Origin of the sequence: Paracoccus denitrificans (assembly GCF_900100045.1) — a bacterium.
In the GTDB taxonomy this organism is placed as follows: domain Bacteria; phylum Pseudomonadota; class Alphaproteobacteria; order Rhodobacterales; family Rhodobacteraceae; genus Paracoccus; species Paracoccus denitrificans.
The window spans coordinates 1-25,300 of the sequence record NZ_FNEA01000022.1; the positions used below are offsets into that span (position 1 = coordinate 1).

At 68.8% G+C, this 25,300-nt stretch carries 25 protein-coding genes and 1 pseudogene; 15 read left to right on the forward strand and 11 right to left on the reverse strand.

What is annotated here, in order from left to right; genetic code table 11:
* Positions 1–29: 29 nt before the first annotated feature.
* From BLT64_RS18110 to BLT64_RS18135, 6 genes and pseudogenes are all read right to left on the reverse strand, one after another.
* Positions 30–1,685 carry an acyl-CoA synthetase gene (locus tag BLT64_RS18110; protein WP_011747436.1) on the reverse strand — a complete coding sequence of 552 codons (1,656 nt, stop codon included), beginning with the start codon at positions 1,683–1,685 and terminating at the stop codon, positions 30–32.
* 39 nt (positions 1,686–1,724) lie between these two features.
* Positions 1,725–2,009 (reverse strand): annotated as a pseudogene (locus BLT64_RS18115) (rhodanese-like domain-containing protein); the annotation flags it as partial.
* 340 nt (positions 2,010–2,349) lie between these two features.
* A complete protein-coding gene (locus BLT64_RS18120; protein ID WP_011747438.1) occupies positions 2,350–2,640 on the reverse strand; it encodes a DUF1330 domain-containing protein in 291 nt (96 codons plus the stop codon).
* Between the two features lie 54 nt (positions 2,641–2,694).
* Positions 2,695–4,149: an NCS1 family nucleobase:cation symporter-1 gene (locus tag BLT64_RS18125; RefSeq protein ID WP_049792352.1), complete on the reverse strand. Its 1,455-nt coding sequence runs from the start codon at positions 4,147–4,149 to the stop codon at positions 2,695–2,697.
* Between the two features lie 123 nt (positions 4,150–4,272).
* Positions 4,273–5,727, reverse strand: coding sequence for a dihydropyrimidinase (hydA, locus tag BLT64_RS18130; protein WP_041530124.1), 1,455 nt, complete (start codon positions 5,725–5,727; stop codon positions 4,273–4,275).
* Positions 5,728–5,738: 11 nt separating this feature from the next.
* The gene (locus tag BLT64_RS18135) at positions 5,739–6,989 is read right to left on the reverse strand and encodes a Zn-dependent hydrolase (protein WP_011747441.1); all 1,251 of its coding nucleotides are present in this window, start codon (positions 6,987–6,989) and stop codon (positions 5,739–5,741) included.
* 388 nt (positions 6,990–7,377) lie between these two features.
* On the opposite strand from BLT64_RS18135, the gene cofG reads away from it, so the two are divergent.
* The 8 genes from cofG (at position 7,378) to BLT64_RS18180 (ending at position 14,600) form a co-directional block, all read left to right on the forward strand.
* A complete protein-coding gene (gene cofG, locus BLT64_RS18145) occupies positions 7,378–8,520 on the forward strand; it encodes a 7,8-didemethyl-8-hydroxy-5-deazariboflavin synthase CofG (RefSeq protein ID WP_011747442.1) in 1,143 nt (380 codons plus the stop codon).
* Positions 8,517–9,773 (forward strand): 5-amino-6-(D-ribitylamino)uracil--L-tyrosine 4-hydroxyphenyl transferase CofH, encoded by a 1,257-nt coding sequence (gene cofH / locus BLT64_RS18150; RefSeq protein ID WP_011747443.1) that lies wholly within the window; start codon positions 8,517–8,519, stop codon positions 9,771–9,773. The genes cofG and cofH overlap by 4 nt, the downstream gene beginning before the upstream one ends.
* Entirely contained in the window at positions 9,770–10,723 is a 954-nt protein-coding gene (cofD, locus tag BLT64_RS18155) for a 2-phospho-L-lactate transferase (RefSeq protein ID WP_011747444.1), read from the forward strand. Before cofH ends, cofD begins: the two co-directional genes overlap by 4 nt.
* Complete coding sequence (cofC, locus tag BLT64_RS18160; RefSeq protein WP_011747445.1) at positions 10,720–11,370, forward strand: 2-phospho-L-lactate guanylyltransferase; 651 nt, start codon at positions 10,720–10,722, stop codon at positions 11,368–11,370. Before cofD ends, cofC begins: the two co-directional genes overlap by 4 nt.
* Entirely contained in the window at positions 11,367–12,140 is a 774-nt protein-coding gene (cofE, locus tag BLT64_RS18165; protein WP_011747446.1) for a coenzyme F420-0:L-glutamate ligase, read from the forward strand. The genes cofC and cofE overlap by 4 nt, the downstream gene beginning before the upstream one ends.
* Positions 12,137–12,805: an NADPH-dependent F420 reductase gene (gene npdG, locus BLT64_RS18170; RefSeq protein ID WP_011747447.1), complete on the forward strand. Its 669-nt coding sequence runs from the start codon at positions 12,137–12,139 to the stop codon at positions 12,803–12,805. The genes cofE and npdG overlap by 4 nt, the downstream gene beginning before the upstream one ends.
* 34 nt (positions 12,806–12,839) lie before the next feature.
* Positions 12,840–13,841: a TIGR03842 family LLM class F420-dependent oxidoreductase gene (locus BLT64_RS18175; RefSeq protein WP_011747448.1), complete on the forward strand. Its 1,002-nt coding sequence runs from the start codon at positions 12,840–12,842 to the stop codon at positions 13,839–13,841.
* A gap of 135 nt (positions 13,842–13,976) precedes the next feature.
* A complete protein-coding gene (locus BLT64_RS18180; RefSeq protein ID WP_041529817.1) occupies positions 13,977–14,600 on the forward strand; it encodes a TetR family transcriptional regulator C-terminal domain-containing protein in 624 nt (207 codons plus the stop codon).
* A gap of 471 nt (positions 14,601–15,071) precedes the next feature.
* On the opposite strand, the gene BLT64_RS18185 is transcribed toward BLT64_RS18180, so the two are convergent.
* From BLT64_RS18185 to BLT64_RS18195, 3 genes are all read right to left on the reverse strand, one after another.
* Positions 15,072–15,557: a GlcG/HbpS family heme-binding protein gene (locus tag BLT64_RS18185; protein WP_041530126.1), complete on the reverse strand. Its 486-nt coding sequence runs from the start codon at positions 15,555–15,557 to the stop codon at positions 15,072–15,074.
* 88 nt (positions 15,558–15,645) lie between these two features.
* A complete protein-coding gene (locus BLT64_RS18190; RefSeq protein ID WP_011747451.1) occupies positions 15,646–16,254 on the reverse strand; it encodes a response regulator transcription factor in 609 nt (202 codons plus the stop codon).
* Positions 16,251–17,783, reverse strand: coding sequence for a sensor histidine kinase (locus BLT64_RS18195; protein ID WP_049792303.1), 1,533 nt, complete (start codon positions 17,781–17,783; stop codon positions 16,251–16,253). The genes BLT64_RS18190 and BLT64_RS18195 overlap by 4 nt, the downstream gene beginning before the upstream one ends.
* 336 nt (positions 17,784–18,119) lie before the next feature.
* On the opposite strand from BLT64_RS18195, the gene BLT64_RS18200 reads away from it, so the two are divergent.
* From BLT64_RS18200 to BLT64_RS18230, 7 genes are all read left to right on the forward strand, one after another.
* Positions 18,120–19,082 carry an AAA family ATPase gene (locus BLT64_RS18200; RefSeq protein ID WP_041529818.1) on the forward strand — a complete coding sequence of 321 codons (963 nt, stop codon included), beginning with the start codon at positions 18,120–18,122 and terminating at the stop codon, positions 19,080–19,082.
* The gene (locus BLT64_RS18205) at positions 19,076–19,918 is read left to right on the forward strand and encodes a DUF58 domain-containing protein (RefSeq protein ID WP_232290498.1); all 843 of its coding nucleotides are present in this window, start codon (positions 19,076–19,078) and stop codon (positions 19,916–19,918) included. The genes BLT64_RS18200 and BLT64_RS18205 overlap by 7 nt, the downstream gene beginning before the upstream one ends.
* Positions 19,905–20,234 (forward strand): hypothetical protein, encoded by a 330-nt coding sequence (locus BLT64_RS18210; RefSeq protein WP_011747455.1) that lies wholly within the window; start codon positions 19,905–19,907, stop codon positions 20,232–20,234. Before BLT64_RS18205 ends, BLT64_RS18210 begins: the two co-directional genes overlap by 14 nt.
* A complete protein-coding gene (locus BLT64_RS18215) occupies positions 20,231–21,079 on the forward strand; it encodes a VWA domain-containing protein (RefSeq protein ID WP_011747456.1) in 849 nt (282 codons plus the stop codon). The genes BLT64_RS18210 and BLT64_RS18215 overlap by 4 nt, the downstream gene beginning before the upstream one ends.
* Positions 21,080–21,153: 74 nt before the next feature.
* A complete protein-coding gene (locus BLT64_RS18220) occupies positions 21,154–22,023 on the forward strand; it encodes a vWA domain-containing protein (protein ID WP_041529819.1) in 870 nt (289 codons plus the stop codon).
* Positions 22,020–22,631 (forward strand): tetratricopeptide repeat protein, encoded by a 612-nt coding sequence (locus tag BLT64_RS18225; RefSeq protein ID WP_011747458.1) that lies wholly within the window; start codon positions 22,020–22,022, stop codon positions 22,629–22,631. Before BLT64_RS18220 ends, BLT64_RS18225 begins: the two co-directional genes overlap by 4 nt.
* Entirely contained in the window at positions 22,625–23,821 is a 1,197-nt protein-coding gene (locus BLT64_RS18230) for a BatD family protein (protein ID WP_011747459.1), read from the forward strand. The genes BLT64_RS18225 and BLT64_RS18230 overlap by 7 nt, the downstream gene beginning before the upstream one ends.
* A 224-nt stretch (positions 23,822–24,045) precedes the next feature.
* Here the strand turns inward: BLT64_RS18230 and BLT64_RS18235 are convergent, their stop codons facing one another.
* Together BLT64_RS18235 and BLT64_RS18240 are read right to left on the reverse strand one after the other, a co-directional pair.
* Positions 24,046–24,858, reverse strand: coding sequence for a hypothetical protein (locus BLT64_RS18235; RefSeq protein ID WP_041529820.1), 813 nt, complete (start codon positions 24,856–24,858; stop codon positions 24,046–24,048).
* A gap of 211 nt (positions 24,859–25,069) precedes the next feature.
* Positions 25,070–25,291 (reverse strand): hypothetical protein, encoded by a 222-nt coding sequence (locus BLT64_RS18240; RefSeq protein WP_011747461.1) that lies wholly within the window; start codon positions 25,289–25,291, stop codon positions 25,070–25,072.
* Positions 25,292–25,300: the final 9 nt, after the last annotated feature.

The window sequence follows — 25,300 nt, forward strand, 5'->3', positions numbered from 1 at the left end:
CCGGATCCGGCCCTTCAGGTCCCCGCCCTTCAGGTCATTGCCCGCGCCAGTTCCGCCGCCCGCGCACGCAGGGCGAACTTCTGGATCTTGCCGGTCGAGGTCTTGGGCAGCGGCCCGAACACCACCCGCGACGGGCATTTGTAGCCCGCAAGCCCGGCGCGGCAATGCGCGATCAGGCCGGGCTCGGTCTCCTCGCCGCCCTCGCGCAGCTCCACGAAGGCGCAGGGGGTCTCGCCCCATTTCTCGCTGGGCATGGCGACCACGGCGCAAAGCGCGACGGCGGGATGGCGGTAGAGCTGTTCCTCGACCTCGATCGAGGAGATGTTCTCGCCGCCCGAGATGATGATGTCCTTGGAGCGGTCCTTGAGCTGGACATAGCCGTCGGGATGCATCACCGCCAGGTCGCCGGAATGGAACCAGCCGCCGGCAAAGGCCGCCGCCGTGGCCTCGGGGTTCTTCAGATAGCCCTTCATCACCACATTGCCGCGAAACATCACCTCGCCCAGCGTCCGGCCGTCGGCGGGCACGGGCTGCAGGGTTTCGGGGTCCATCACCGCCAGTTCGTCCAGCGACAGGTAGCGCACGCCCTGCCGGGCCTTGCGCGCCGCCTGCCCGGAAGGCGGCAAGCCGTCCCAACCGGGATTCCATTCGTTCACCACGGCCGGGCCATAGGTCTCGGTCAGGCCGTAAAGATGGGTGACCCCGAAGCCGGCCTTCGCCATGGCCTGCAGCACCGTCTCGGGCGGCGGCGCGGCGGCGGTGTTGAACGTCACCTGCTGCGGAAAGCCGCGTTTCCGGTCGGCCGCAGCGTTCAGCAGCGTGGACATAACGATGGGCGCCCCGCACAGATGCGTGACGCCGTGATCCGCGATGGCGTCGAAGATCGCCCCCGCCCGGACCCAGCGCAGGCAGACCTGCGTGCCCGCCTGCACCGGCACCGTCCAGGGAAAGCACCAGCCGTTGCAGTGAAACATCGGCAGGGTCCACAGATAGACCGGATGCCGGCCCATCCCGGCATGGATGACGTTGTTCAACGCCATCAGCGCCGCACCGCGATGGTGGTAGACGACGCCCTTGGGATTGCCGGTGGTCCCCGAGGTATAGTTCAGCGAGATCGCGTCCCATTCGTCGCCGGGCGGGGTGGCGGCGAAATCCGGGTCGCCCTCGGCCAGCAGCTGCTCATAGTCGAGGCTGCCGATGGGTTCGCCCTTGGGATGGGGGGCATCGTCGGGATATTCGGCATCGTCGAAGTCGACGACCAGCGGCCGCACCCCGGCCAGGGCCAGCGCCTCGGCGGCCATTGCCGAGAACTCGCGATCCACGATCAGGACGCGGCTTTCCGCGTGGTCCAGCTGGAACGCCACGGTGGCGGGATCGGAGCGGGTGTTGATCGAATGCAGCACCGCGCCCCCGGCCATCGGCACGCCGAAATGGGCGTGGATCATCGGCGGCGTGTTCGACAGCAGGACCGAGACGGTATCCCCCCGGCCGATCCCCCGGCCCAGCAGCGCCGAGGCCAGCCGGCAGCAATCGGCCCAGAGCCGGGCATAGCCGTGGCGCTGGCGGCCATGGATCACCGCCGGGTGGTCGGGATGGATCCGCGCCGTCCGCCGCAGATAGGATATGGGCGTCATCGGCTGGTGGTTGGCCGCCGCTCGTTCCAGCCCCTCGTCGTATTCGGTCATGCTTTTCCCCCTGATCCGCCCGGATGCGTCGGACAATGCCTATCCCCTTGCCGGGCGTTCGGCCACCGGTTGGCCGGCCCTGCGCCATTCCCCGAAGCCGCCGCGCAGGGACCGCGCGTCCAGCCCCATCTCCTGCGCCACCCTCGCCGCCAGCAGCGAGCGCCAGCCCGAGGCGCAGTAGAACACATAGGTCCCGCCCTCGGCAAAGCGAGGCTTGTGATAGGGGCTGTCGGGGTCGATCCAGAACTCCAGCATCCCCCGCGGCGCGTGAAAGGCGCCGGGGATCAGCCCTTCGCGCTCAAGCTCGCGCGGGTCGCGGATATCCCCGGGCGTGTCGGCAAGGCGGGGCAGGGAAAAGTGGTCTGGGTCGTCGGGTCAGGTTGTCGGCAATCCTGTCCGCGACCAGGACAAAACATCATCAGAAGGAAGAAACTTGGAAGGCCCGTGCGTAAGACGGCGCAGCGGCACCGGCTGCGCGGGCAAGCGCCGCCGTTTCACCCAATCGGCTCAGCGGGCAGATCGCGACGATGGAAAAGGCAGCGCGGTCGCCGAAGGGGGTGAGCCGCCCCCAAGGATAGCAAGTGACGGCCCGTCTGCGCCGTATCGTTCCCACCGCATTCGGATGAAGCGGCCATGGGTCCGTAGCCGGCTTGGACGGGGAGTATCACTCCACGCCCTCGACGATGACGATTTCCGCGATGCCGGCATCTGTCCTGTTCGCCCTGGCGGACTGGTAGATGTCGGACCTGTAGCAATCGCGCGCCGCCTGCATCGAGGGAAACTCGATCACCACGTTGCGCGGATGGCCTTCGCCCTCGAACTGCTCGAAGGCGCCACCCCGCGCCAGCACGCGGGCGCCGAATTTGCGAAACGCCTGCGAGGCGCCCTCTGCATAGATCGCATAGGGTTCGGGATCGGTCACGGTGACATGGGCGATCCAATAGGCTTTCGGCATGGTTCCCTCCTGCATGGGGGCGGGGCGCGGCTGTGGCGCGCCCCGCCGGTCGGTTCAACGGTTCAAGAGTTTCGACAGGACCAGATAGGCGATTCCCGCCACGAACAGGCCGACGAACCAGGCATAGGTATAGATCGACATGAACAGGGCCGGCGCGCTGGACGACAGGCCGATGGCCACCATGAAGCCCAGAATATTGGGCAGGATGCCCAGGATCAAGGCCCCGATCCCGGCCCAGTTGTTGCCGCCCGAGCCCTCGTAGATGCCGCCGCGGCGGAAAAGGTCGGGAACGCTCAGCCGGGTGCCGCGCAGCAGGTAGTAATCCGCCAGCATGACGCCTGCGATCGGACCCAGCAGGGCCGAGAACGCCACCAGCAGATCGACGATGTGGTTGATCAGCAGCCAGGGGAACATGGCCAGCCCGATCGCGGCGGTGATGTAGCCCCCGCGACGCAGGTTGATCCTGCTGGGCGCGAGGTTCGAAAAGCCGTGCGCCGGAGCGACCACGTTGGCCGCGAGGTTGGTGGTCAGCGTCGCCACGATCAGCGCCACCAGCGCGACGATGATGCCGACGCCGCCCATCCGCTCGGTCAGCTGGATCGGGTCCCAGATCGCCTCGCCATAGATGACGATCGTGGCCGAGGTCACCGCGGCCGATATGAAGGCGAATAGCGCCATCGGCAGCGGCAGGCCGATCAACTGGCCCAGGAACTGGTCCTTTTGGCTGCGGGCATGGCGGGTGAAGTCGGGAATGTTCAGCGCCAGAGTCGCCCAATAGCCGATCATGCCGGTCAGGCTGGGCCAGAAGACGGACCAGAACTGCCCCTCTTTCGGCTGGCCGGGGGCGAACTGGCTGGGTGCGGACAGCATCGGGCCGAAGCCTCCGGCCTTGACCCAGGCCCAGGCCAGCAGCGCCAGGCCCATGGCGATGAGGAAGGGTGCCGACCAGGTCTCGAGCCAGCGGATCGATTCCGTTCCGTGCTTGATGAAATAGAGATGCAGCCCCCAGAAGGCCAGGAAGCACAGGAACTCGGTCAGGTTGATGCCCAGGATCGGCAGCGCCTCGGAGGCGAAAAGCCCGCCCGACAGCGTGTTCAGGATGACATAGATGGCCGAGCCGCCCACCCAGGTCTGGATCCCGAACCAGCCGCAGGCGACGATGCCGCGCGCCACGGCGGGAATGCGCGCGCCCATCGGCCCGAAGGAGGAACGCAAGAGCACCGGGAACGGAATGCCGTATTTGGCCCCGGCATGGCCGATCAGCACCATCGGGATCAGCACGATGGCATTGGCCAGAAGGATGGTGATCACCGCCTGCTTCCAGTCCATCCCCGCCCCGATCAGATACGAGGCCAGCAGGTAGGTCGGGATGCAGACGACCATCCCGACCCAAAGCGCCGAGATCGAGACCCAGGTCCAGGTCCGTTCCGCGACAGTTGTGGGCAACTGGTCCTCGTTGTAGAGGTCCGGGTCCAGGTCATCGGCCGGCAGGCCCGACCGGGACAGCATTTCATAGGCGGTTGCCTCGACTTGTGTCATTCACCTTAACTCCCTGTTGAAGCGATATTCTTCTTTGTCTTGGCCCGCCCGATCCGGCTGGATGCGGCAATGGGCAGTTGCGACAGGTGGCGTTCAGACGCCACCCGGCATGTTGGCGGCCGAGCGGGCGACGCCGCGCGGCGCGGTTGCGGCCTTCCAGGTGGACAGGGCCTTGTTGACCGGCCCCATCGGTGGGCGGCCGACAAAGCGGCCGTGGCCGGGGGTGGCGCGGATGGCGCCGTCCTCGACGGCGACTTCGCCGCGCGCCAGGGTATAGCGGGGCAGGCCCTTGACCTCGCGCCCTTCGAAGACGTTGTATTCCACGACCGACTGCTGGCGCTCCGGCGTGATGGTCGCGGATTTCTCGGGATCCCAGACCACGATATCCGCGTCCGAGCCGGGCAGGATCGCGCCCTTTTGCGGATAGCAGTTCAGGATCTTGGCGATATTGGTCGAGGTGACGGCAACGAATTCGTTGGGCGTCAGGCGGCCGGTGTTCACCCCTTCGGTCCACAGGACCGGCATCCGGTCCTCGAGCCCGCCGGTGCCGTTCGGAATCCTGGTGAAATCGTTCAGGCCAAAGCGTTTCTGTTCGATGGTGAAGGCGCAATGGTCGGTCGCCACCACCTGCAACGAGCCCGCCTGCAGCCCTGCCCACAGGCTGTCCTGATGGCGCTTGTCGCGGAAGGGCGGAGACATGACGCGCTGTGCGGCATGGTCCCAGTTTTCATGCCGATATTCGCTGTCGTCCAGAACCAGATGCTGGATCAGCGGCTCGCCATAGACGCGCATTCCCTTCTGGCGGGCGCGGCGGATCGCTTCATGCGCCTGCTCGCAACTGGTATGCACCACATACAGCGGCACGCCGGCCATGTCGGCCAGCATGATGGCGCGGTTCGTGGCCTCGCCCTCGACCTCGGGGGGGCGGGACAGGGCGTGGCCTTCCGGGCCGGTCAGCCCCTCGGACAGCAGCTTTTCCTGCATGGCGGCAACGACGTCGCCGTTCTCGGCATGGACCAGCGCGGTCGAGCCCAGTTCGGCGCAGCGCCGGAACGAGGCAAAGAGTTCCTCGTCGTTCACCATCAGCGCGCCCTTGTAGGCGAGGAAATGCTTGAAGGTGTTGATGCCGCGCCGGGTCACGGCCTGCATCTGGTCGAACATGGTCTCGCCCCACCAGGTGACGGCCATGTGATAGGAATAATCGGCGCAGGCGCCCCTGGCCTTGGCGTCCCAGATCGCCAGCGCGTCCAGCGGCGCCTGCTGCGGATCGGGCAGGCAGAAATCGACGACCATGGTGGTGCCGCCCGCCAGGGCGGCGCGGGTGCCGCTTTCGAAGTCATCGGCCGAGAACGTGCCCATGAAGGGCATCTGCAGGTGCACATGCGGGTCGATGCCGCCCGGCATGACGTAACAGCCCGAGGCGTCCAGCACCTCGTCGCCCTTCAGGTCCGGGCCGATCTCGGCGATCACGCCGTTCTCGACGGCGATGTCCGCCTCATAGCTGCGGTCGGCGGTGACGATGGTCCCGCCCTTGATCACGCGACGCATGATTCCCTCCTTCATTCCACGATTTCGGCGCTTTCCAGCACCGCATGCAGCAGCACGTCGGCCCCGGCCGAGGCCCATTCGCGGCTGATCTCCTCGTCCTCGTTATGGCTGAGTCCGTCCACGCAGGGGCACATGACCATGGCGGTCGGCGCGACGCGGTTGATCCAGCAGGCGTCGTGCCCGGCGCCCGAGATGATGTCGCGATGCGAATAGCCCAGGTCGTCGGCGGCGCGGCGCAGTATGTCCACGCAGGCCGGATCGAAGGTCACGGGGTCGAAATGCCCCACCTGCTCGATCTCCAGCCCCAGCCCCAGTTCCCTGGCGATCCCTTCGGCGCCTTCGCGCAGGCGGCGTTCCATCTCGGTCTGCGTGTCGAAGCTGGGCGAGCGGAAGTCGATGGTGAACACGACCTTGCCCGGCACGATGTTGCGGCTGTTGGGATGGACGTCGCAGTGGCCGATGGCGCCGACCGCGTCGGGCTGGTGGCTCATGGCGATCTGGTGGACCAGTTCGGTGATCCGCGCCATGCCAAGGCCCGCATTCCTGCGCATCGGCATCGGGGTCGATCCGGTATGCGCCTCTTGCCCGGTCAGCGTGACCTGCAGCCAGTTCAGGCCCTGGCCATGGGTGACGATGCCGATGTCCTTGCCCTCGGCCTCCAGGATGGGGCCTTGTTCGATATGCAGCTCGAACAGGGCGTGGATCCTGCGCTGGCCGACGGGCTCGTCGCCCTTGTAGCCGATACGGTCCAGTTCCGCGCCGAACTCGCGCCCCTCGGCATCCTTGCGCCCATAGGCCCAGTCCTGCGTGTGGATGCCGGCAAAGACGCCGCTGGACAGCATGGCGGGGGCGAAGCGCGTGCCCTCTTCGTTGGTCCAGTTCACCACGACGATGGGGCGGCGCGTGCGGATGCCCTGATCGCGGATCGAGCGGATCAGCTCCAGCCCCGCCAGCACGCCCAGTACCCCGTCATACTTGCCCCCGGTCGGCTGGGTATCCAGGTGGCTGCCGGTCATCACCGGGTCCAGGTCCGGCTCGGCCCCCTCGTGGCGGGCGAACATGTTGCCCATGGAATCGACGCCCACGGTCATGCCCGCCTCTTCGCACCAGCGTCGGAACAGGTCGCGCCCCTGGCGGTCGGCATCGGTCAGCGTCTGGCGGTTGTTGCCGCCGCGCAGGCCGGGGCCGATCTGCGCCATTTCCATCAGGCTTTGCCACAGGCGGTCGCCATCGACGCGGCGATTGCTGTGCACATCTTTCATGAGGGTCGTCTCCCTTGGCTTGTCCGGCACGCGGAAGCCGCCGCTCCGATCGGCCGTCATGCAGGCGCATGGGGTCGGGCAGCCCCTTCAGGGCCGCCTGCCGCCCGTGCCGTTCAGCATGAGGCAGGTCCGCAAGACCGCAACTCCCGTTGTTTCCCCGGCAGGCTCCTCCTTCCCGCCGCGGGATGTCGAGAACTATCAGTTCATTTTATCAACCAGTCAATAAAATTATCAAAGGACCGGCAGATCCGCGTATTTCCGCACAAATTCCGAGATATTGAAGAATTTTCAGGCCATCTGCATAGAAAAAATTTTAGTAGTAGATAAAAAATATGTTTGACACAAAGACGGGACCGATAGCAGTCTTCCCGCTCAGGGAGAGATAACCATGAACATCGCCGTCACGGGTGCAATGCGCCCGAACCCCTTGCCGCGGGGGCTTGATGACCTGTTGTCCGAAGCCTGTCGCATCCGCGACGCGCATTGGGGCCGTGCCGTCACCTATTCGCGCAAGGTCTTCGTGCCGCTGACGAACATGTGCCGCGATACCTGCGGCTATTGCACGTTCGTCAAGCATCCCTCGTCGCCGGAGGCGCGCATCATGACGCCCGAGCAAGTGCTGGCCAGCGCCCGGCGCGGCGAGCGCGAGGGCTGCAAGGAATTGCTGTTCAGCCTGGGCGAAAAGCCCGAACTGCGCTACGAGGCCGCCCGCGACGGGCTGGCGCGGCTGGGCTATGCCCGGATGACCGACTACCTGCGCGACATGTGCGCGCTGGTGCTGGCCGAGACCTCGCTCCTGCCGCATGTGAATGCCGGCACGCTGGCCGATGACGAGATCGAGGCGCTGCGCCCCGTCTCGGCCTCGATGGGCATGATGCTGGAGACGATCAGCCGCCGCCTGACGCGCCGGGGCATGGCCCATCACGCCTGTCCCGACAAGGTGCCCGTGCAGCGGCTGCGCACGCTGGAACGCGCCGGCCTGCGCCGCGTGCCCTTTACCACCGGCCTGCTGATCGGCATCGGCGAGACATGGGAAGAGCGTATCGCGGCGCTGCACGCCATCGAGGCCAGCCACCGCCGGCATGGCCATATCCAGGAGGTCATCATCCAGAATTTCCAGCGCAAGCCGGATATCGAGATGGCCGACCACCCCGAGCCCGAGCTCGAGGACATGCTGCGCACCATCGCCGCGGCCCGCATCATCCTGTCGCCGGAAATCAGCCTGCAGGCGCCGCCCAACCTGTCCTCGCGCCACATCGCCTATCTGGGCGCGGGGATCAACGATTGGGGCGGCATCTCGCCGGTGACCATCGACTTCATCAACCCGCAGCACGAATGGCCCGAAATCCGGGCGCTGGCCGCATCCTGCAAGACGGCGGGCTTTGCGCTGCGCGAAAGGCTGACCGTCTATCCGCGCTATCTGCTGGACGGCGGCGACTACCTGGACCCGGCGATGCTGTCGCGTGTCTCGGCCATGGCCGGGGCAGGGGGGCTGGCCCGCGCCCAACACCATATCGGAGAAACGCCATGACCATCATCCCCCTGCCGGCGGGCGATCTGTCGGAACTGCGCCACGCCAGCCCCAGGGTCCGGGCGATTCTGGAAAACGTCCTGTCGGGCGGCGAGGCCAGCGAGGCCGAGGGCGTCGCCCTGTTCCGCGCCGAGGGCGCCGACAAGCCCGCGCTCTATGCCGCAGCCGACGAGATGCGCCGCCGCGCCAATGGCGACCGGGTCAGCTTCGTCGTGAACCGTAACATCAACTTCACCAATATCTGCTACATGGGTTGCCGTTTTTGCGGCTTTGCCAAGCGGTCCGAGGATGAGGGCGCCGAATTCCTGAGCCTGGGCCAGGTGGTCGCCCGCGCGCAGGAAGCCTGGGACCGCGGCGCGACCGAGGTCTGCATCCAGGGCGGGCTGCATCCGAAGATGGAGGGCGATCACTATCGCCGCATCGTGCTGGCGATCAAGGATGCGCTGCCCGACATGCATATCCACGCCTTTTCGCCCTTCGAGATCTGGTATGGCGCCTCGAAGTCGAAGATGGGCTATCACGAGTTTCTGGCCGACCTGAAGGCGGCGGGCCTGGGCTCGATCCCCGGCACGGCGGCCGAGATCCTAGATACGGAGATCCGCCAGCAACTGACCAGGAACAAGCTGTCCACCGAACGCTGGGTCGAGATCGTCCGGGCCGCGCATGAGGTCGGCATCCCCACGACCGCGACGATCATGTACGGCCATATCGACGGGCCGGAGCACTGGGCCGCGCATATCGCGCTTTTGCGCAGCATCCAGAAGGATACGGGCGGGTTTACCGAGCTGGTGCCGCTATCCTTCGTCCATACCGAATCGCCCCTTTACACGCAGGCGCCGGATCGCGTGCGCCCCGGACCGACCGCGGATGAGGTGGACAAGATGCATGCCGTCAGCCGGCTGATGCTGGCCGGCTGGATCGACAACATCCAGGTAAGCTGGACCAAGCTGGGTCCAGCGCGCGCGCAGCAAATGCTGTCGCGGGGCGTCAACGACCTGGGCGGCACGCTGATGAACGAAAGCATCTCGCGTGCCGCGGGTGCCAGCCACGGGCAGGAAATCACCGCGCATGAGCTGGTGCAGATGATCCGCGCCTCGGGCCGTGTGCCCGTGCGCCGCAGCACGGTCTACGACATCCGCGAGGTCTATGACGACCACGACCCGCAGGCGCTGGCCCCCCTGGTCGCGCGCAGCGGCGCCGGGCCCCTGGATTTCCTGAACATGTTCCCCGAACGCATCGAGGCTGCCGAATGACCCGCGTCACCCTGCTTGCCGGCGGCGTCGGCGGCGCCAAGATGGCCGAAGGACTGGCCGCGCTGCCGGGCGTCGACCTGACCGTGATCGGCAATGTCGCCGATGACGACGAGTTTCATGGACTGTGGGTCTCGCCCGATATCGATACGCTGTCCTATAGCCTGGCCGGGCTGATCGACCGCCGGCAGGGCTGGGGCGTCGCGGACGAAGGGCACCGCGCGCTGGAGGTGCTGGCGCGGCTGGGCCAGGATTGCTGGATGTCGCTGGGCGACCGCGATTTCGGCCTGCATATCTGGCGGACCATGCGGCGGATGCGCGGCGACCGGCCCTCGGTCATAGCGGCGGATGCGGCGCGGGCGCTTGGCGTGGGCCCGCGGATCGTCCTGCCGACCGACGACAGGGTGCAGACGCGGGTGCGCACCGATGCCGGCTGGCTCAGCTTCCAAGAATATTTCGTGCGCGAGAAATGCGCCCCCGAAATCCGCGAGTTGCGCCTTGACGGGATCGAGGCCGCCCGGCCGACCCCCGAGGCGCTGGCGGCCATCGCCGAGGCCGAGGCGATCGTGATCGCGCCCTCGAACCCGCTGGTCTCGATCGCGCCGATCCTGGCTGTGCTGGGCATCGCCGAGGGGCTGAGACAGGCCCGCGTGCCGCGCATCGCCGTCAGCCCCTTCATCGCCGGCAAGGTGGTCAAGGGGCCGGCCGACCGGATGATGGCCGCACTGGGCCTGCGCGCGGATGCCGTGGGCGTCGCGGAACGCTATGCGGGCCTTGCCGACGTGCTGGTGATCGACGACCTGGACAGCGCCCATTCCGCCGCCATCGCCGCCCGCGGGCTGCATCCGGAATGCCGCCCTATCCTGATGCGGGACCAGGGCGACAAGCAGCGCCTTGCCGCCGAGGTCCTTGAGATCGCGCGGATGCTGGCCGCGCGCGAGGAGGTCGCATGATCCGCCCCGACTGCGCACGGCTGGTGGTCGTGCCGATGAAGGACCCCAGTCGCGCCAAGACCCGGCTGGGCGAGGTGCTGGACCCCTCGCGCCGCGCAAGGCTGGCGGTGACGCTGTTCAAGCTGACCCTGCAGCGGCTTGGCCGTGCGCAGGGCGCGGTGACGCACGGCTTTGACATCGCCACCGTGACCGCAAGCCCCGCAATCGCCAGGCTGGCCCGCGATGCCGGGATCGCGGTGATAGACGAGGGGTCGGCCGATGGTCTGAACGCCGCCGTGACCCTTGCCGCGGACTGGGCGGCGCTACGCGGCTATGCCTCGCTGGGGGTGCTGCCCGGCGACCTGGCCGCGCCGACGCTGGGCGATCTGCTGCGGCTTCTGGATCGTCCCGCCGCGCCGGATCTGGCGGTCGTCTGCGCCTCCGCCGATGGCGGGACCAATGCGCTGATCCTGCCGCTGCCCGCACGAATGCGCTTTCGCTATGGGCAGGGCTCGTTCCGGGCGCATCTGGCCGAGGCCGGCGCGGCGGGGCTGCATACCCTTGCCCCGGCGCTGGGCAGCCTGCGCCATGACGTCGACCGGCGCGAGGATCTGCTGGGCTTTTCGCTGCTGCATCACGCGCCCATGACCGTCGAGGCGCGGCCATGAACAGCGTCACCCTGACCGCCGTGCCCGGAGTGCCCGACATCCAGCCCGGCGACGATCTGGCCGCGATCCTCGGCGATGCCCTGGACCGCGCCGGCCTGTGGCCGGCCGACGGCGATATTCTTTGCGTGGCGCAGAAGATCGTCTCCAAGGCCGAGGGCTGCCTGATCGCCTATGACGGCGTGACGCCCTCGGATCAAGCGGTCGAGCTGGCGCGCGAACTGGGCAAGGACCCGCGCAAGGTGCAGGTGGTGCTGGACGAGACGCGCCGCATCGTGCGCAAGTTCCGCAGCCCCGGCGCGCGCGAGGGCACGATCATCTGCGAGCATCGGTTGGGCTTTGTCTCGGCCAATGCGGCGGTGGACGAGTCGAACATCGGGGCCGAGGGTGCCGCGCTGATCCTGCCCCGCGACCCCGATGCAAGTTGCCGCGCACTGGCCCTGCGGCTGGCGCAGCGCTTTGGCGCCTCGGTCGGGGTTGTGATGACCGATACGTTCGGGCGGCCCTGGCGAATGGGTCAGGTCAATGTCGCCATCGGCCTGGCGGGCGTGCCCGCCACCATCCGCGAACAGGGCAATACCGATGCCTGGGGCCGTGTGCTGCAGGTCACCGAGCCGGCCCTGGCCGACGAGATCGCGGCGGCCTCGGGGCTGGTGGTGCGCAAGAACGCCCGCACGCCGCTGGTCCTGTTGCGCGGGCTGGACTGGACACCCGCCGCCGACAGCCGCGCCACCGACATCATCCGTAAACAGCAGGAGGACATGTTCAGATGACGATTGCCATCATCGGCGGCACGGGACCGCAGGGGCAGGGGCTGGCGCTGCGCTTTGCCATCGCCGGCGTGCCCGTCGCGCTGGGATCGCGCGATGGCGCCCGCGCGGCCGAGATCGCCGCCGAACTGACCGCGCGCCTGCCGCAAGGCGCGGCGCCGATCACCGGCCATGACAACGTCGCCGCGACCGCGGCGGCTGAGGAGATGGTCGTCCTGGCCGTGCCCTTTGCCGCCCATGACGCGACGCTGAAAGCGCTCAAGCCGCATCTGGCGGGCAAGATCCTGGTCGATATCGTCGTGCCGCTGTCGCCCGACGATCCGAAAAAGGTGGCCATGCCCCCCGAGGGCTCGGCCACCGAGGCGGCGCAGGCGCTGCTTGGCCCCGAGATCCCGGTCGTCGGCGCGTTGCACAACGTGTCGGCCAAGACGCTGGGCACGCTGGAATGGCGGATCAATTGCGACATCCTGGTCTGCGGCAACAGCCTCGACGCGCGACGCAAGGTCATGGCGCTGGTCCGCAAGCTGGGGGTCGAGGCCTATAACGCCGGCGACGCGCAGGCGGCCCGCTGCATCGAGGCGATCACTCCGATCCTGATCCGCATCAACATCTCGAAAGACGTGCCCTTCAGCCATGCGGGACTTCGCATCTGGGCGCCCGATCACTGACAGTCAAAAGCAACATCCCAACGGGAGGACAGACATGGAATTCGGTATCTGCTTCAAGGGCTTCGTCGAGCCGAAACGGGCCAGGGCGCTGGTGCGCCAGGCCGAGAACGCGGGCTTTGCCTATTGCTGGTTCTACGACAGCCACATCCTGTGGCGCGAAAGCTATGTCGCCATGGCGATGTGCATGGAACACACCACCACGATGCGCTTCGGCCCCTGCGTGACCAACCCCAACACGCGGGAATGGTCGCATGCCGCCTCGCTTTTCGGATCGCTGGCGAAACAGTCGGGCGGGCGCTTCGACATCGGCCTGGGGCGGGGCGACAGCGCGGTGCGCGTCATGGGCCGCAAGCCCGCGACGCTGGCCAAGCTGGAAGAGTTCACCCAGGTCGTCAAGGCGCTGGTCCGAGGCGAGGCCGTGCAATACGGCGAAACCCCCGAGCCCGTGCAATTCCCCTGGGCCGAAGGCTATGAGCTGCCGGTCTGGATCGGGGCCTATGGTCCCAAGGCGCTGTCCTCGGCCGGGCGCGTCGGCGACGGGCTGATCCTGCAGATCGCCGAGCCCTCGATCGTCAAATGGCTGGCCGACGAGGCCAGGAAGGCCGGCTCCGAGGCCGGGCGCGACATGTCGAACTACAAGGTCATGGCCGCCGCCCCCGCCCATACCGGCCCGATGGACGAGGCGCTGGAAAAGGTGAAATGGTTCCCTGCCATGGTGGGCAACCACGTCGCGGACATCGTCGAGAAATACGGCGCCGATACCGATCAGGTGCCCGCCAGCCTGACCTCGTATATCGAGAACCGGCGCGGCTACGACTATTCCAAGCACGGCCAGAGCGACAACCCGTATCTGGACTTCATCACCGAGGATATCGTGAAAAGCTTCTGCGTGCTCGGCACCCCCGAAGAGCATGTCGAAAAGCTGCGCGAGCTGGAAGCGGCCGGCACGACGCAGTTCAATATCTACCTGGACAGCGGCGACGAGGAAAAGATCATCGCCGACTATGCCGCAAAGGTCATCCCGGCCTTTCGCTGAGGCCGGCCCGGCCGCGCGACCCTCGCGCGGCCATCATTTTCGCCGGGCGTGATCTGGCTCCTTGCCCCCGCTTGTGCCTATAAGGCGGGGCCGATGCCCTGTATACGGCACCAAGGACAGCCAGAACGACGGCCCATGACGCAACGCAAGCTCCGCCCCCGAACCCGTATCCAGCGCGAAAAGACCGAACAGATCCTGGCTGCCGCGCTGGATGTCTTTGCCGCCAGCGGCTTTGCCGGCGGGTCGATCAACACCATCGCCAAGGCGGCAGGGGTTTCGACGCCGAACCTGCTGTATTACTTCAAGAGCAAGGAAGAGATCCGCCGCGAATTGCTGGAGCGGACCTTGCAGCTTTGGATGGCGCCGCTGAGCCTGCTCAATCCCAATGGCGACCCGATCGACGAGATCTGCGCCTATATCTCGCGCAAGCTGGAGATATCGAAGAATTTCCCCAAGGAAAGCAAGCTCTTTGCCTATGAGATGCTGAGCGGACTGGAGGAATCGCGCAAGCAGATCTTCGAAGCGCTGAAGGTGCTTTACTATGCCAAGATCGCGGTGATCGAGGACTGGATGAAGTCCGGCCAGATCAATGCCGTCTCGCCGCAGCACCTGATCTTTTCCATCTGGGCCACGACGCAGCACTATTCGGATTTCGATACCCAGATCGAGGAACTCTGGCCCGAAAGCTCGGATGCCCGCTATGCCTCGGCCGAGAAGTTCCTGACCGAGATGTATCGGCGTCTGCTCACGCCGAGATGAGGCAGAGATAAGGCGGAGACCCCGGCGATGAAGATCGCCCGCGATGAGACTTCGGCCCGCTCGCCCCGGTCTGGCGCTGCGACGGAACCGGGGCCGCTGCCGGGACACGCCCGCGCCGGGCTCGGGATCGGCCATGCCCCCGAGGACCGGCGCCCGACCGCCGATCTCACGGTCGAGGAAGGCACTCTTGTCCCCGCCCTGGCGCGGCGGATGTCGGCCGCGGAGCGTAGGCGCAGGCCGGGCGAGGTCTACAGCCTGCTGCCGGTCGCGTCTGGCCGCGGCAAGCGCATTCTGCGCCGCCGCCTCGCCTTGTTGCGGCGGCCGAATTGGCGAGCGCGCGATCAGATTTCCCCGGTCGCGCACCGTCCAAGGGACGCCGCCCATGCGTCCGGGCCGCTTGGGGGCGGCGCAGGGGGGCCGAGCGGCTGCGGGCAACGCGGATCCCCGGGTGTCGCACGCAGCCTGCGCATCTCAGGTGTCGGCGCCGATTGCGGTCAGCCCGGCCGCCGCGCAGTTCGCATCGATATCGCCCGAGGGCGCGCCGCCGACACCTATGCCCCCGACCAGGGCGCCGCCGAGCCTGATCGGCAGGCCGCCGGCCTGGATCACCATCCGCGCATCCATGTCGCGCAGGCCGTCATTCGCGGGATTGGTCGCGATGAACTCGGCCAGCCCCGCGGTGTCGCGTCCCATCGCCGCCGAGGTAAAGGCCTTGCCTTCGGCGCTGCCGGCAGTGTGGGGGCCCGAGCCGTCGGCCTTCAGCAGTGCCTTCGTCGCCCCGTCGCGCGCCACGATGGCGACGCTGACATTGTGGCCCTCGGCGACGCAGGCGTTCAGCGCGGCATCTGCCGCCTTGACCGCCAGGTCGAGCGGCAGGTAGGGGGCGGTCGGCAGTTCCTGTGCGGTCGCGGCCAGCGGTGCAAGAAGCGAGGCGGCGAGAACGAGCTTGCGGATCATCGTGGTTTCCTTTCGCATTTGATGAAGGGAACCTAGTACCGCCCGGACCCACCCGGTATTCGTAGGCCTTGCGGTTGCCTCCGTAGTTCTACGGAGCCGCGCGCCCCTCCAGCCACAGGCGCGTCATCTCGGCCTGCGAGGTGGTGCCGATCTTGGCGCCGATCGCCGCCCGGTGGCTTTCGACCGTGCGCGGCGACAGGCCCAGCCCTTCGGCGATCTGGCGGGTGGTGAAGCCCGCGGCGATGCGGTCCAGCACCTCGGTCTCGCGCGGGGTCAGCGCGGCCAGCAGCGCCAGCGCCTCGGCCCGTTCGGCGCGGCGGCCGAGCATGCGGTCAAGCGCGTCCTGCGCCTTCTGGATCGCGTCGATCAGATCCTGTTCGTCGATGGGCTTCGACAGGAAATCGACGGCGCCATTGCGAAAGGCGCGGCGGCAGGCCTCGATGTCGCCATGCCCGGAGATGACGATGGTCGGCCAGTCGATGCCCTGTTCGGCCAGCCGTTCCTGCAGCTTCAGGCCCGAGACGACGGGCATGCGGATGTCGAGGATCAGGCAGCCGGGAGAAAGCGCGGGCAGCCGGGCCAGGAAGGCCTGCGGATCGGCAAAGCCCGTGACCTGGATGTCGACCGTGGACAGAAGCAGGCCAAGCGCATGGCGCACCGCCGCGTCGTCATCCACAAGATAGACGGGATGGGTCATCGCCTGTCCTCCGGCCCCGTTTGGTTCAGCGGCAGCACCACCCGGAAGGTCGCGCCCGCGCCGTCTTCGACCAGTGCGATTTCCCCGCCGGCCCGTTCGACAAGCCGCTGGCTCAGCGCAAGGCCAAGGCCCGTGCCATCGGTGCGGGTGGTCGTGAAGGGCGTGAACAGGCGGGCGCGCAGGTCGGGCGGCACGCCCGGCCCGTTGTCGGAAACCTCCAGCACCGCCGTCCCTGCCTGCCGGCGCAGGTGCAAGGCCGCCCGGCCTTCGCGGCCCATGCCGGCCGTGGCCTCGATGGCATTGCGCAGCAGGTTGAAGACCACCTGCTCCATCTCGACCGGGTCCGCGAGGACCGGCACCGGCTGCCCGGGCAGGTCCAGGACCAGATGCAGGCCCTGGCTGGCGGCCTGCCGGGCAAGCAGCGCCTCGACATTGCGCAGGGCATCGCGCAGGTCGAAGGCCGATCCGGGTGCCTGCTGCGGGCGGGACCAGTTGCGGAACCGCTCCAGGATGGCCGAGGCGCGGCGGGCCTGCGTCACCGTATCGTCCAGAACCGGCGCCAGCGCGGCGGCATCGCCGCGCGCCAGCAGCCGGCGCCCGGCCTGCGCCTGGGCCAGGATCGCGGTCAGCGGCTGGGTCAACTCATGCGTCAGGCCGCTGGCCATCTCTCCAAGCGCATTGACGCGCGAGGCATGGGCCAGGCGCGATTCCAGCGCGCTGAGCCGAGCCTGTTCCATCGCCTGCCGCGCCCGCGCCCGCTGGCGCAGGGCCGACAGCCCGCCCAGCCAGGCCAGGCCGGCAGCCAGCAGGATCAGCCCGGTCCGCAGCGGGGGGAACAGATCGGCCCACCCGATCACCATGCCGGTGTCCAGGCGCAGGGGCTGCGAGATGCTGCCCAACCCCTTCGAGAATTGCGCCCCCTCCACCGTGGCGCCCTTGCGGAACAGGGTCGGTCCATCCGGCAACGACAGCGCCAGCCCGACGCCGGGCCGGTCCCAGAACGCACCGGCCTCGTCCAGCAGCCGGGCGGCGTCGATCCCCAGCATCAGCCCATAGCGCGCCGCGTCCGAATTGGGGCTGCGCTTGACCATGACGTAGTGGTCCGGCCTGTCGGGATGCGGCAGCAGCGCGATCTCGCCGCCCGAGGCCCGCGCCGCCGCGCGGATCTGGTCGGCCAGCGCCGGGCCGGGCGGCACGGTTCCCAGCGGCCGGGCCTGCGCATCAAGCGGCACCAGCCCGATCTCGTCGATGCGCGGATAAAAGCGCGTGATCGTTGCCGCAACGTCCAGAAACAGCGCCTGCCGCTGGTCGTCGCTGGCCACGGCGATGGCCGAAAGCGCCGTCAGATGCGCGTCATGCTGGTCGGCCCGCTGCGAGGCGAGCCGGTGCAGGACGGCGCTTTCCTGCGCCAACTCGGCCATCAGCGCCCGCTGCTGCGCGACGGCCATCCCCAGGACCGGCACAAGCAGCACAAGGCCGCCAAGAAGGGTCAGCTTGATCGGGTTTTCGGGAAACGGACGGCTGGTCATGGGGATATTGTGGCAGTTTCTGCATGCGACGGGAATCCCTGCGCGCCTCGCGCCGGAACGGAGCGGTCTTCGACCATGCTCAGGACGGGTAGGGATCGTTGCGGACCCGCGGCACCAGACTGCGGAGCCAGCGATGTTCGGAACCGCGATGCGTCCGGCCATGCCGGAGCCGATGAAAGCTCGTCGAGCCGCCTTGAGGCCCGCAAGGACCGGGCTGGTCGAGGCGCTGGATCGCCGCCCCTGCCGCGACTGCCATAGTCCCTTAGTTCTATTTCCGGACCTGGGGCCTCGCCCAAGGCCGTGGCCTGTGTGAGCCTTGCCGCGGGAGAGAGGAAGATGAATCAACTGGACAGGTTTTCCGGCAATCCCGTCGCCGCGCTGGTGCGGGAGGTCGCGGCGGGGCTGGTCGGCCACGAACGCATGGTCGAGCGGTTGGTGATCGCCCTGCTGGCGGGGGGGCATGTGTTGCTGGAGGGACCGCCCGGCATCGCCAAGACCCGCGCGGTCAAGCGCCTGGCCGCGCATCTGCCTGGCAAACATGCGCGGATCCAGTGCACGCCCGACCTGCTGCCCTCGGACCTGACAGGCACGCAGGTCTTTCGTGCCGACACGGGCGGCTTCGACTTCGTGCCGGGGCCACTGTTCCATTCGCTGGTGCTGGTCGACGAGATCAACCGCGCCCCGCCCAAGGTCCAGTCGGCGCTGCTGGAGGCGATGGCCGAGCATCAGGTGACGACCGGCGGCACGACGCGGCCCTTGCCCGATCCCTTCATGGTGGTCGCCACCCAGAACCCGATCGAGCATGAGGGCACCTTTCCGCTGCCCGAGGCGCAGATGGACCGCTTTCTGCTGCATCTGTTCCTGGACATGCCGGATGCCCGGGCGGAACGGGCGATCCTCGATCTGGTCGAGGCAGAGACGATGGCCCCCGCGACCGCCATCGAGGCGGTGATCGCCGATGCCGACATCCATGCCGCGCGGCGGGCGGTGGCCGGCGTCCACCTGGCCCCGGCGCTGAAGGACTTCATTGTCAGGCTGGTAATGGCGACGCGGGCGGGCGGTGATGTCGCGGATCGGATCGAGCATCCTGTCTCGCCCCGCGGCACGCTGGCGCTGGCCGCAGCCGCCCGTGCCCGCGCATGGCTGCACGGCCGCGACCATGCGCTGCCCGAGGATGTCGAGGATCTGGCCGAGGACGCGCTGGCCCACCGCCTTGTCCCCAACTGGCAGGCGACCAGCGAGGGGTGGAACGGCCGCGGCCTGATCGCCGAGATCCTGCGCAAGGTCCGGCCGTGGTAGCCGCGGCTCTGGATCATCCTGGCCTGCGCCTGACCGCCGCCGAACTGATCGCGCTGCGCCCGCCGCCCCGTGCCGGCCGACACCGTCCGGCCAGCCGGCGCCCCGGCGCCGTCCCGGCGCGCGTGGCGGGGCAGGGCATGGACCTGCGCGAGATCCGCGCCTTTGCCGAGGGCGACGACCTGCGCCGCATCGACCCCGGCGCCACCGCCCGCACCGGCCAGCTTCACGTCCGCAGCTTTCACGAGGATCGCGACGACACCACCCTGCTGATCGCCGATTTCCGCCACGCGATGCTGTGGGGCACGGGATCGGCGCTGCGTTCGGTCCGGGCGGCGCGCTGGCTTGCGCGGATCGGCTGGCAGGCGGTGGCGCGGGGGGCCTCGGTCGCGTTGATGGCGGTCGGGGACGGCGTGCCGGCGCTGCTGGGCGCCGGAACGGGCGCGGCGCAGATGCAGGCGCTGGCGAGCCTGATGGCGCGGGCCCATGACGCTGCGCTGGACCTTTGCCCGCACCGGGCCGACCTTGCCCCCGCGCTGGCGCAGGCGCGGCGGATGGTGCCGCCGGGCGGGCAGGTGCATCTGGCGACCGGACCCGACGGGCTTGCCGGTGCCGGTGCCGATGCCGCGCTGTCGCGACTGGCCCGCGGCCGCCGGATGCGCGTGCATCTGATCCTCGATCCCGCCGAGACCGTCCCGCCCGACACGGCGCTGTCGGTCAGCAACGGCCATGCGACGCGCCACGGCCGGCTTTCCTCCCTGGACCCGTTGCCGCTGATCGCCCATCTGCGCGGTCTTGGGGCGGAAGCCGAAACGGTCATGCCCGATGACACGGGCTGATCTGGTCGCCGCGCTGTCGCCCAGCCGCCTGCCGCCCTCGCTCCAGATGCTCGGCTGGCGCGAGGGGGTGGCGCTGTTCGGGCTGGGCCTGCTGGCCGGGGTGCTGCTGGTCTGGCTGCTCTTGCCGTTGCTGACGCGCCGCCGCTCGATCCGTGCCCGCATTCGCGCGACGCGCGGGCTGGAGGCCGAGGAGCGGCTGCTGGCCATCGCCCGCATCCTCGGCCGCCTGCCCAGGGCGCTGCGCCCCGCGGCCTATGGCGCGGCTCCCATGCCGGCCGAGGACGAGGTGGAGCGGCTGGCAAGGAGCCGGAAATGAGCTTTGCCTGGCCGCTTGCCTTCCTGCTTCTGCCCCTGCCGCTGCTGATCCGCCTGCTGCCGCCCGCGGCCGCGCGGGGCGGGCTGCGGGTGCCGGCGCATATCTTCATGGGCGTCGTCGCGCAAAGGGGGACGGGCCGCGGCCGGCTGCTCGCGGGGCTGGCATGGGCGGCTCTGGTGATCGCCGTCGCGGGGCCGCAGGTCAGCCGGATCAGCGACATGCTGCCCGCCTCGGGGCGCGACATCGTGCTGGCGATCGACCTGTCCGGCAGCATGCAGAAAGAGGATTTCCAGCTCGACGGCCAGCCCATCTCGCGGCTGGATGCGGTCAAGCGCACCGCCTCGCGCTTTGTCGCGGCGCGGCGGGGGGACCGGATCGGGCTGGTGATCTTTGGCGACCGCGCCTATTTCGCCCAGCCGCTGACCTTCGACGTCGATGCCGTCGCCCGCGCCGTCGACGAGGCGCAGATCGGGATTTCGGGTCGCGCCACGGCGATCTCGGACGGGCTGGGCCTGGCGATGAAGCGGCTTGCCGCCAGCGAGGCACCGACGCGGGTGGTCGTGCTCATGTCGGACGGGGTCGATACGTCGGGCAACGTGCAGGCGGTCGATGCGGCACGGCTGGCGGCGGGCCATGGCATCCGCATCCACACCATCGCGCTTGGCCCCGAGGATCTGGAGAACCAGCCCCGATCCCGGGACGCGGTCGACACGAAAACCCTGCGCGAAGTGGCCGAACTCAGCGGCGGCACGGCCTTTCGCGTGCGCGGCATGGCGGATCTGGAGGCCATGGCGGCCAGCCTCGACAGGTTGGAGCCGAACCCGGCCGAGCGGCCGCCGATGTGATATTGGCATGCGCTCTGGCCCTGGCCGGCCGCGGCGGCGCTGGTCCTGATGGCGCTGATCGGCTGGAGGCGCGGATGATCCTGCTGCGTCCCCTGTGGCTTCTGGCCCTGCCCGCATTGGCGCTGTTGGCGCTGGCGGTCTGGCGACGCGGTCCCGATGCGGGCGGGTGGCAGGCCGTGCTGCCGCCGCATATGCGCGCGGGCCTGGCGGCACTGGGCCAGCTTGGCGCGGGCGCGGACCGGATGCGTTTCCTGCCGCTGACGGGGGCGGCCGCGCTGGTGGCGGGGCTGGCGGGGCCTGCGGTCCAGCGGGCGGATGCGCCGGTCTTTGCGCAAAGCGATGCGGTGGTGATCGCGATCGACATGTCGCCCTCGGTCGCGCAAGGGCCGGGGCTGAGCGATGCGCAGGCTGCCGCCGCCGGGCTGCTGACCCGTCTTGCCGGCCGTCCGGTCGCGCTGATCCTCTATGCGGGCGAGGCCTATGCGATTGCCGCCCCGACCGACGATCCCGCGACGCTGGAGACGCAGATCTCGGTGCTGGACGGCGAAACCATGCCCGACGAAGGCTCGCGTCCCGCTGCCGCGATGGCGATGGCCGGGCAGTTGCTGCAGGGGTTGCGGCGCGCGGATCTCGTGCTGATCTCGGACGGGGGCGGCGTCGATCAGGCGGCGCAGGCCGAGGCCGCGCGATTGCAATCGGCGGGCGTGCGGATCTCGGCGCTGACGGTGTCGGGCGATCCGCCCTCGGACCCCGAGGCGCTTGGGACCATCGCCGACGGTCCCGTCGCGCGTTTCGACGACCTTGGCCCGGTGGTGCGGGCCTTGGCCTCGTCCGGGCTGGATCGCGATCCGGCCATGCGGTCGCTGCGATATCGCGATCTCGGGCCATGGCTGGCGCTGTTCGCCCTGCTGTCGCTGCTTTTGCAGTTTCGGAGGCTGGCATGAGGATGCCGGCCCTCCTGATGCTGGGCGTCGCCTGCCTTGCGCTGGCCGGCCCGGAGGCGCTGGGGCGGCTGGCATTGCTGGGCGGGCTGCCCGGCCTTGCCGTGCCGCTGCTGTCCGACCCGGTCGAAAAGGGCGTCGCGCTGTATCGCTCGGGCCGATACGACCGTGCCGACGCGGCCTTTGCCGCCTCGGGGCGCAGCCAGACCTACAACCGCGGCCTCAGCCTTGCCGCGATCGGGGAATATCCGCTGTCGGTGGCCTATTTCGATGCGGTCCTGTTCGCCAATCCCGCCGATGCCGAGGCGCGGCGCAACCGGGAACTGGTCAGCGCGATGTATCCGCCGGCCCGCGGCGAAAGCGTGGTGCCGGGCCGGATCGAGGGGCACGGCGGCCTCGGCCCGGACCAGCAGACGCCGCAAACCTCGGCGGGCGTCCAGGACCCCGAGGCCCAACGCAAGGTCGAGGCGCGCGGCATCGTGGCAAGCGACGACTGGCTGGCGACGATCCAGGACGATCCGGGCGAATTTCTGAAACTGCGCCTGAAGGCGGAATACGACCGCCGTGCCGGGCAGGGCCTTATCCGCCCGCGCGAGGCCGAGCCATGGTGATCCGCGTCCTGTTCCTGCTGCTTCTGGCGGCGCTGCCGGTGCGGGCCGACAGCCTGCGCCTGGTCGTTCCCGACATGCGCCCCGTGGTGGGCGAGATGATTCCGGTCACGATCCGGGGCGAATATACCGGGCCGATCACGCTGGAAAAGATGACCTTCCCGGATTCGCCGGCCTATGACTGGATGCAGACCGCCCGCGACCGCTGGGCGGATGAGAGGGTGGACGGCAAGCTGTATCGCGTCTTCGAGCGGCGGATCGCCGTCTTTCCACGCCAGCCCGGCACGCTGACCATCGGTCCGGTCACGCACCGTCTGACCAAGGCCGAGGGCACGACCCGGCCCGTCGTCGAGGTGGCGGCGCAGCCCGTGACGCGTGCCGTGGCGGCCTATCCCGGGTCGGGGCGTTCGCTGGCTTCGGGGCGTGTGACGGTCAGGGACGAGTTCTCGACCGATCCCTCGCGGCTTGGCCCGTCCGAGTCCTTCACCCGTCGCATCACCCTGACCGCCGAGGGCAGCATGGCACATTTCCTGCCGCCGCGGCCGCTGATCCGCGAGCCCTGGCTGATCAGCTTTGCCGCCCCCGAGATCCGCGAGACGCGCCTGACCCCGCAGGGCCCGGTCGCCGTCGCCGTCTGGGAATGGAGCCTGCGCCCCCATACCGGCGAGGTCGGTTCGCTGACGCCGATCCAGTTTCCCTGGTTCAACACCCAGGTCCGCGAGATGCGCGGTGCCGTGACCCTGCCTGTCGAGATCGGGATCGCCGGCTTTGGCGACAATATCGGCGGCACGGCGAATTCATTGCGGCGGATGGTGCTGCAAGCGGCGGCCTGCGCCCTGGCCGGACTTGTCCTTGGGCTGGGCGCCGCGCTGGCCGGCCGCACGCCCGCGCCGCGGCGCTTGATCGGGCGGCTGCGGCGCCTGCTGCCCAACACCAAGGCCCGCGCCCTGCGCGATGCCGCGAAGGCGGGCGACCTGATGGCCCTGCGCGCGGCGGCCGAGGCTTTCGTCATGGCCGAGGCGCGTCTTGGCCGCCGCACCGATCCCGCGCCGCTGCGCGCACTGGACGAGGCGCTGTTTCGCGCCGGGCCGGCCGGCGAATTCGACCGCCGCGACTTTCTGCGCCGCATGATGCGACGGCAGCGCGGAACCACCGACCCGGACAGGGCGCTCGCCGATCATCGGGGCTGGTAAGCCGTGACAGGAGAGGGGATATGGGGAGCTGCCTTCCCCTCCGATCCAGATCTCGGATCGGGTCCGGCGCTGCATAGCTGGAACCGGCGTCGGAGGGTGCGGTCGTCGCGGATGGGCGGAATGGAGGGATCGCAGGGCATGGCCGGCGATGCGCCTTCCGAGAGGCGACCCGCAGCCGGCCGGGACGGGCTGCGGGCTAGGTCGGGGTCGGGCAGGGATCGTGGTTACTGGAGGGCAGGGGCCGGGGCATTCTCGTCGAATTCCGGCAGGGCCTCCAGCTGTTCGCGTGTCCAGGGCAGGTAGATGCGGAGATCGGCATCCTTGCTGTAGACCACCAGATCGCCGATGGGGACCGCGACGCGATGCTCGCCTATGCCGAGGAAGCCGCCGACATCGATGATCGCGTGGCTGATCTCGGCCGTGCCCATCTGCTCGGGCTGGGCGTCGGTCGCCGTCTGCACCGGCGGAGTGGTGGCGTCGGTGGGCGTGGTGGTGCCGATATCCGAGCCGATATTCTCCATCCGGTCGGTATCGGCAGTGTCGGCGCCGCCTGCGGCATCTGCGGGTTCCGTCCCCATGTCGGGGGTCGCGGTCTCGGGGCTGGCCGTTTCGCCTTCGACCGCGCCGGTCGCGTCGCTTGCGCCGGGTTCCGGCTCCATCTCGGCCGCGCCGGGGGTCGGCTCGCTTGCTGCCGGGCTTTCGGGGGTCGCGCCGGCCTCCGGCATGGCCGCGCCTGCGTCGCCGCCTTGCAGCGAGGTCGTGCCGTTGGCGAAGACCAGCCCATGCACCTCGCCGATCTCGTCGCCGGCGGAGTCGTAGACGGTGGCGCCTTGCAGGGTCTCGGTCGTCAGGACCACCTCGCCTTCGACATAGCCTTCGGGCGGCGTGATCGCGGGCAGGGGCTCGGCGGCAGGCGTGGTGTCCTCGCCTATGGTCACGGGCGGGGTTTCGGTCTGCGGCGTTTCGGTCTGCTGGGCCAGGGCACCCGTCACGCTGAGCGCGGCGGCAAGGGCGGTGGTGGCAAACAGATGTTTCATCTCGTTTCCTCCTCTGGATGCGGGGTTCGCAATGGGCCGTTGAACCGTCTGGAAGATCGAATGTTCCCGCATTCCACCTTCACGGAGGCGTTAGAATGGACCATGCCATGCATTTCTCTTCTGAACGCGGCCACGCTGACCGGCACCAGATAAGGCAAGCCCGAGTATCGAGGGCGCCTGCGGGCACAGGCTGCGGCCGTGCCTTTCTCCTTCAGTAATTCCCCGGCGGGTCGCTGGCCGGAAAGGATTCGTCGCCCTGCTCGTCCACGATGTCCCAGTTGCGCGGCGGGTTTTCCATCCGGCTGCGGCCGGCGGGGCGAATGTCCTGCCGCGGCCCGCGCGACCGGGCCGGCCGTGCCAGCGCATCGCAGGCTCCCTTGAGCGCAAAGCCGGCCGCAAGGCCGCAGAAAAACGCAAGGTTGCGATTGTTCATGGCTCGTCT

Excerpts from the sequence above, each read along its gene's own strand:
- npdG (WP_011747447.1), top strand. The coding sequence starts at position 12,137 with ATGACGATTGCCATCATCGGCGGCACGGGACCGCAGGGGCAGGGGCTG.
- cofC (WP_011747445.1), top strand. The coding sequence starts at position 10,720 with ATGATCCGCCCCGACTGCGCACGGCTGGTGGTCGTGCCGATGAAGGAC.
- cofE (WP_011747446.1), top strand. The coding sequence starts at position 11,367 with ATGAACAGCGTCACCCTGACCGCCGTGCCCGGAGTGCCCGACATCCAG.
- BLT64_RS18190 (WP_011747451.1), bottom strand. The coding sequence starts at position 16,254 with ATGACCCATCCCGTCTATCTTGTGGATGACGACGCGGCGGTGCGCCAT.
- BLT64_RS18125 (WP_049792352.1), bottom strand. The coding sequence starts at position 4,149 with ATGCTGTCCCGGTCGGGCCTGCCGGCCGATGACCTGGACCCGGACCTC.
- cofG (WP_011747442.1), top strand. The coding sequence starts at position 7,378 with ATGAACATCGCCGTCACGGGTGCAATGCGCCCGAACCCCTTGCCGCGG.
- BLT64_RS18135 (WP_011747441.1), bottom strand. The coding sequence starts at position 6,989 with ATGAAAGATGTGCACAGCAATCGCCGCGTCGATGGCGACCGCCTGTGG.
- hydA (WP_041530124.1), bottom strand. The coding sequence starts at position 5,727 with ATGCGTCGCGTGATCAAGGGCGGGACCATCGTCACCGCCGACCGCAGC.
- BLT64_RS18215 (WP_011747456.1), top strand. The coding sequence starts at position 20,231 with ATGAGCTTTGCCTGGCCGCTTGCCTTCCTGCTTCTGCCCCTGCCGCTG.
- BLT64_RS18175 (WP_011747448.1), top strand. The coding sequence starts at position 12,840 with ATGGAATTCGGTATCTGCTTCAAGGGCTTCGTCGAGCCGAAACGGGCC.
- BLT64_RS18110 (WP_011747436.1), bottom strand. The coding sequence starts at position 1,685 with ATGACCGAATACGACGAGGGGCTGGAACGAGCGGCGGCCAACCACCAG.
- BLT64_RS18220 (WP_041529819.1), top strand. The coding sequence starts at position 21,154 with ATGATCCTGCTGCGTCCCCTGTGGCTTCTGGCCCTGCCCGCATTGGCG.
- BLT64_RS18200 (WP_041529818.1), top strand. The coding sequence starts at position 18,120 with ATGAATCAACTGGACAGGTTTTCCGGCAATCCCGTCGCCGCGCTGGTG.
- BLT64_RS18210 (WP_011747455.1), top strand. The coding sequence starts at position 19,905 with ATGACACGGGCTGATCTGGTCGCCGCGCTGTCGCCCAGCCGCCTGCCG.
- BLT64_RS18235 (WP_041529820.1), bottom strand. The coding sequence starts at position 24,858 with ATGAAACATCTGTTTGCCACCACCGCCCTTGCCGCCGCGCTCAGCGTG.
- BLT64_RS18240 (WP_011747461.1), bottom strand. The coding sequence starts at position 25,291 with ATGAACAATCGCAACCTTGCGTTTTTCTGCGGCCTTGCGGCCGGCTTT.
- BLT64_RS18180 (WP_041529817.1), top strand. The coding sequence starts at position 13,977 with ATGACGCAACGCAAGCTCCGCCCCCGAACCCGTATCCAGCGCGAAAAG.
- cofD (WP_011747444.1), top strand. The coding sequence starts at position 9,770 with ATGACCCGCGTCACCCTGCTTGCCGGCGGCGTCGGCGGCGCCAAGATG.
- BLT64_RS18195 (WP_049792303.1), bottom strand. The coding sequence starts at position 17,783 with ATGACCAGCCGTCCGTTTCCCGAAAACCCGATCAAGCTGACCCTTCTT.
- BLT64_RS18230 (WP_011747459.1), top strand. The coding sequence starts at position 22,625 with ATGGTGATCCGCGTCCTGTTCCTGCTGCTTCTGGCGGCGCTGCCGGTG.
- BLT64_RS18120 (WP_011747438.1), bottom strand. The coding sequence starts at position 2,640 with ATGCCGAAAGCCTATTGGATCGCCCATGTCACCGTGACCGATCCCGAA.
- cofH (WP_011747443.1), top strand. The coding sequence starts at position 8,517 with ATGACCATCATCCCCCTGCCGGCGGGCGATCTGTCGGAACTGCGCCAC.
- BLT64_RS18185 (WP_041530126.1), bottom strand. The coding sequence starts at position 15,557 with ATGATCCGCAAGCTCGTTCTCGCCGCCTCGCTTCTTGCACCGCTGGCC.
- BLT64_RS18225 (WP_011747458.1), top strand. The coding sequence starts at position 22,020 with ATGAGGATGCCGGCCCTCCTGATGCTGGGCGTCGCCTGCCTTGCGCTG.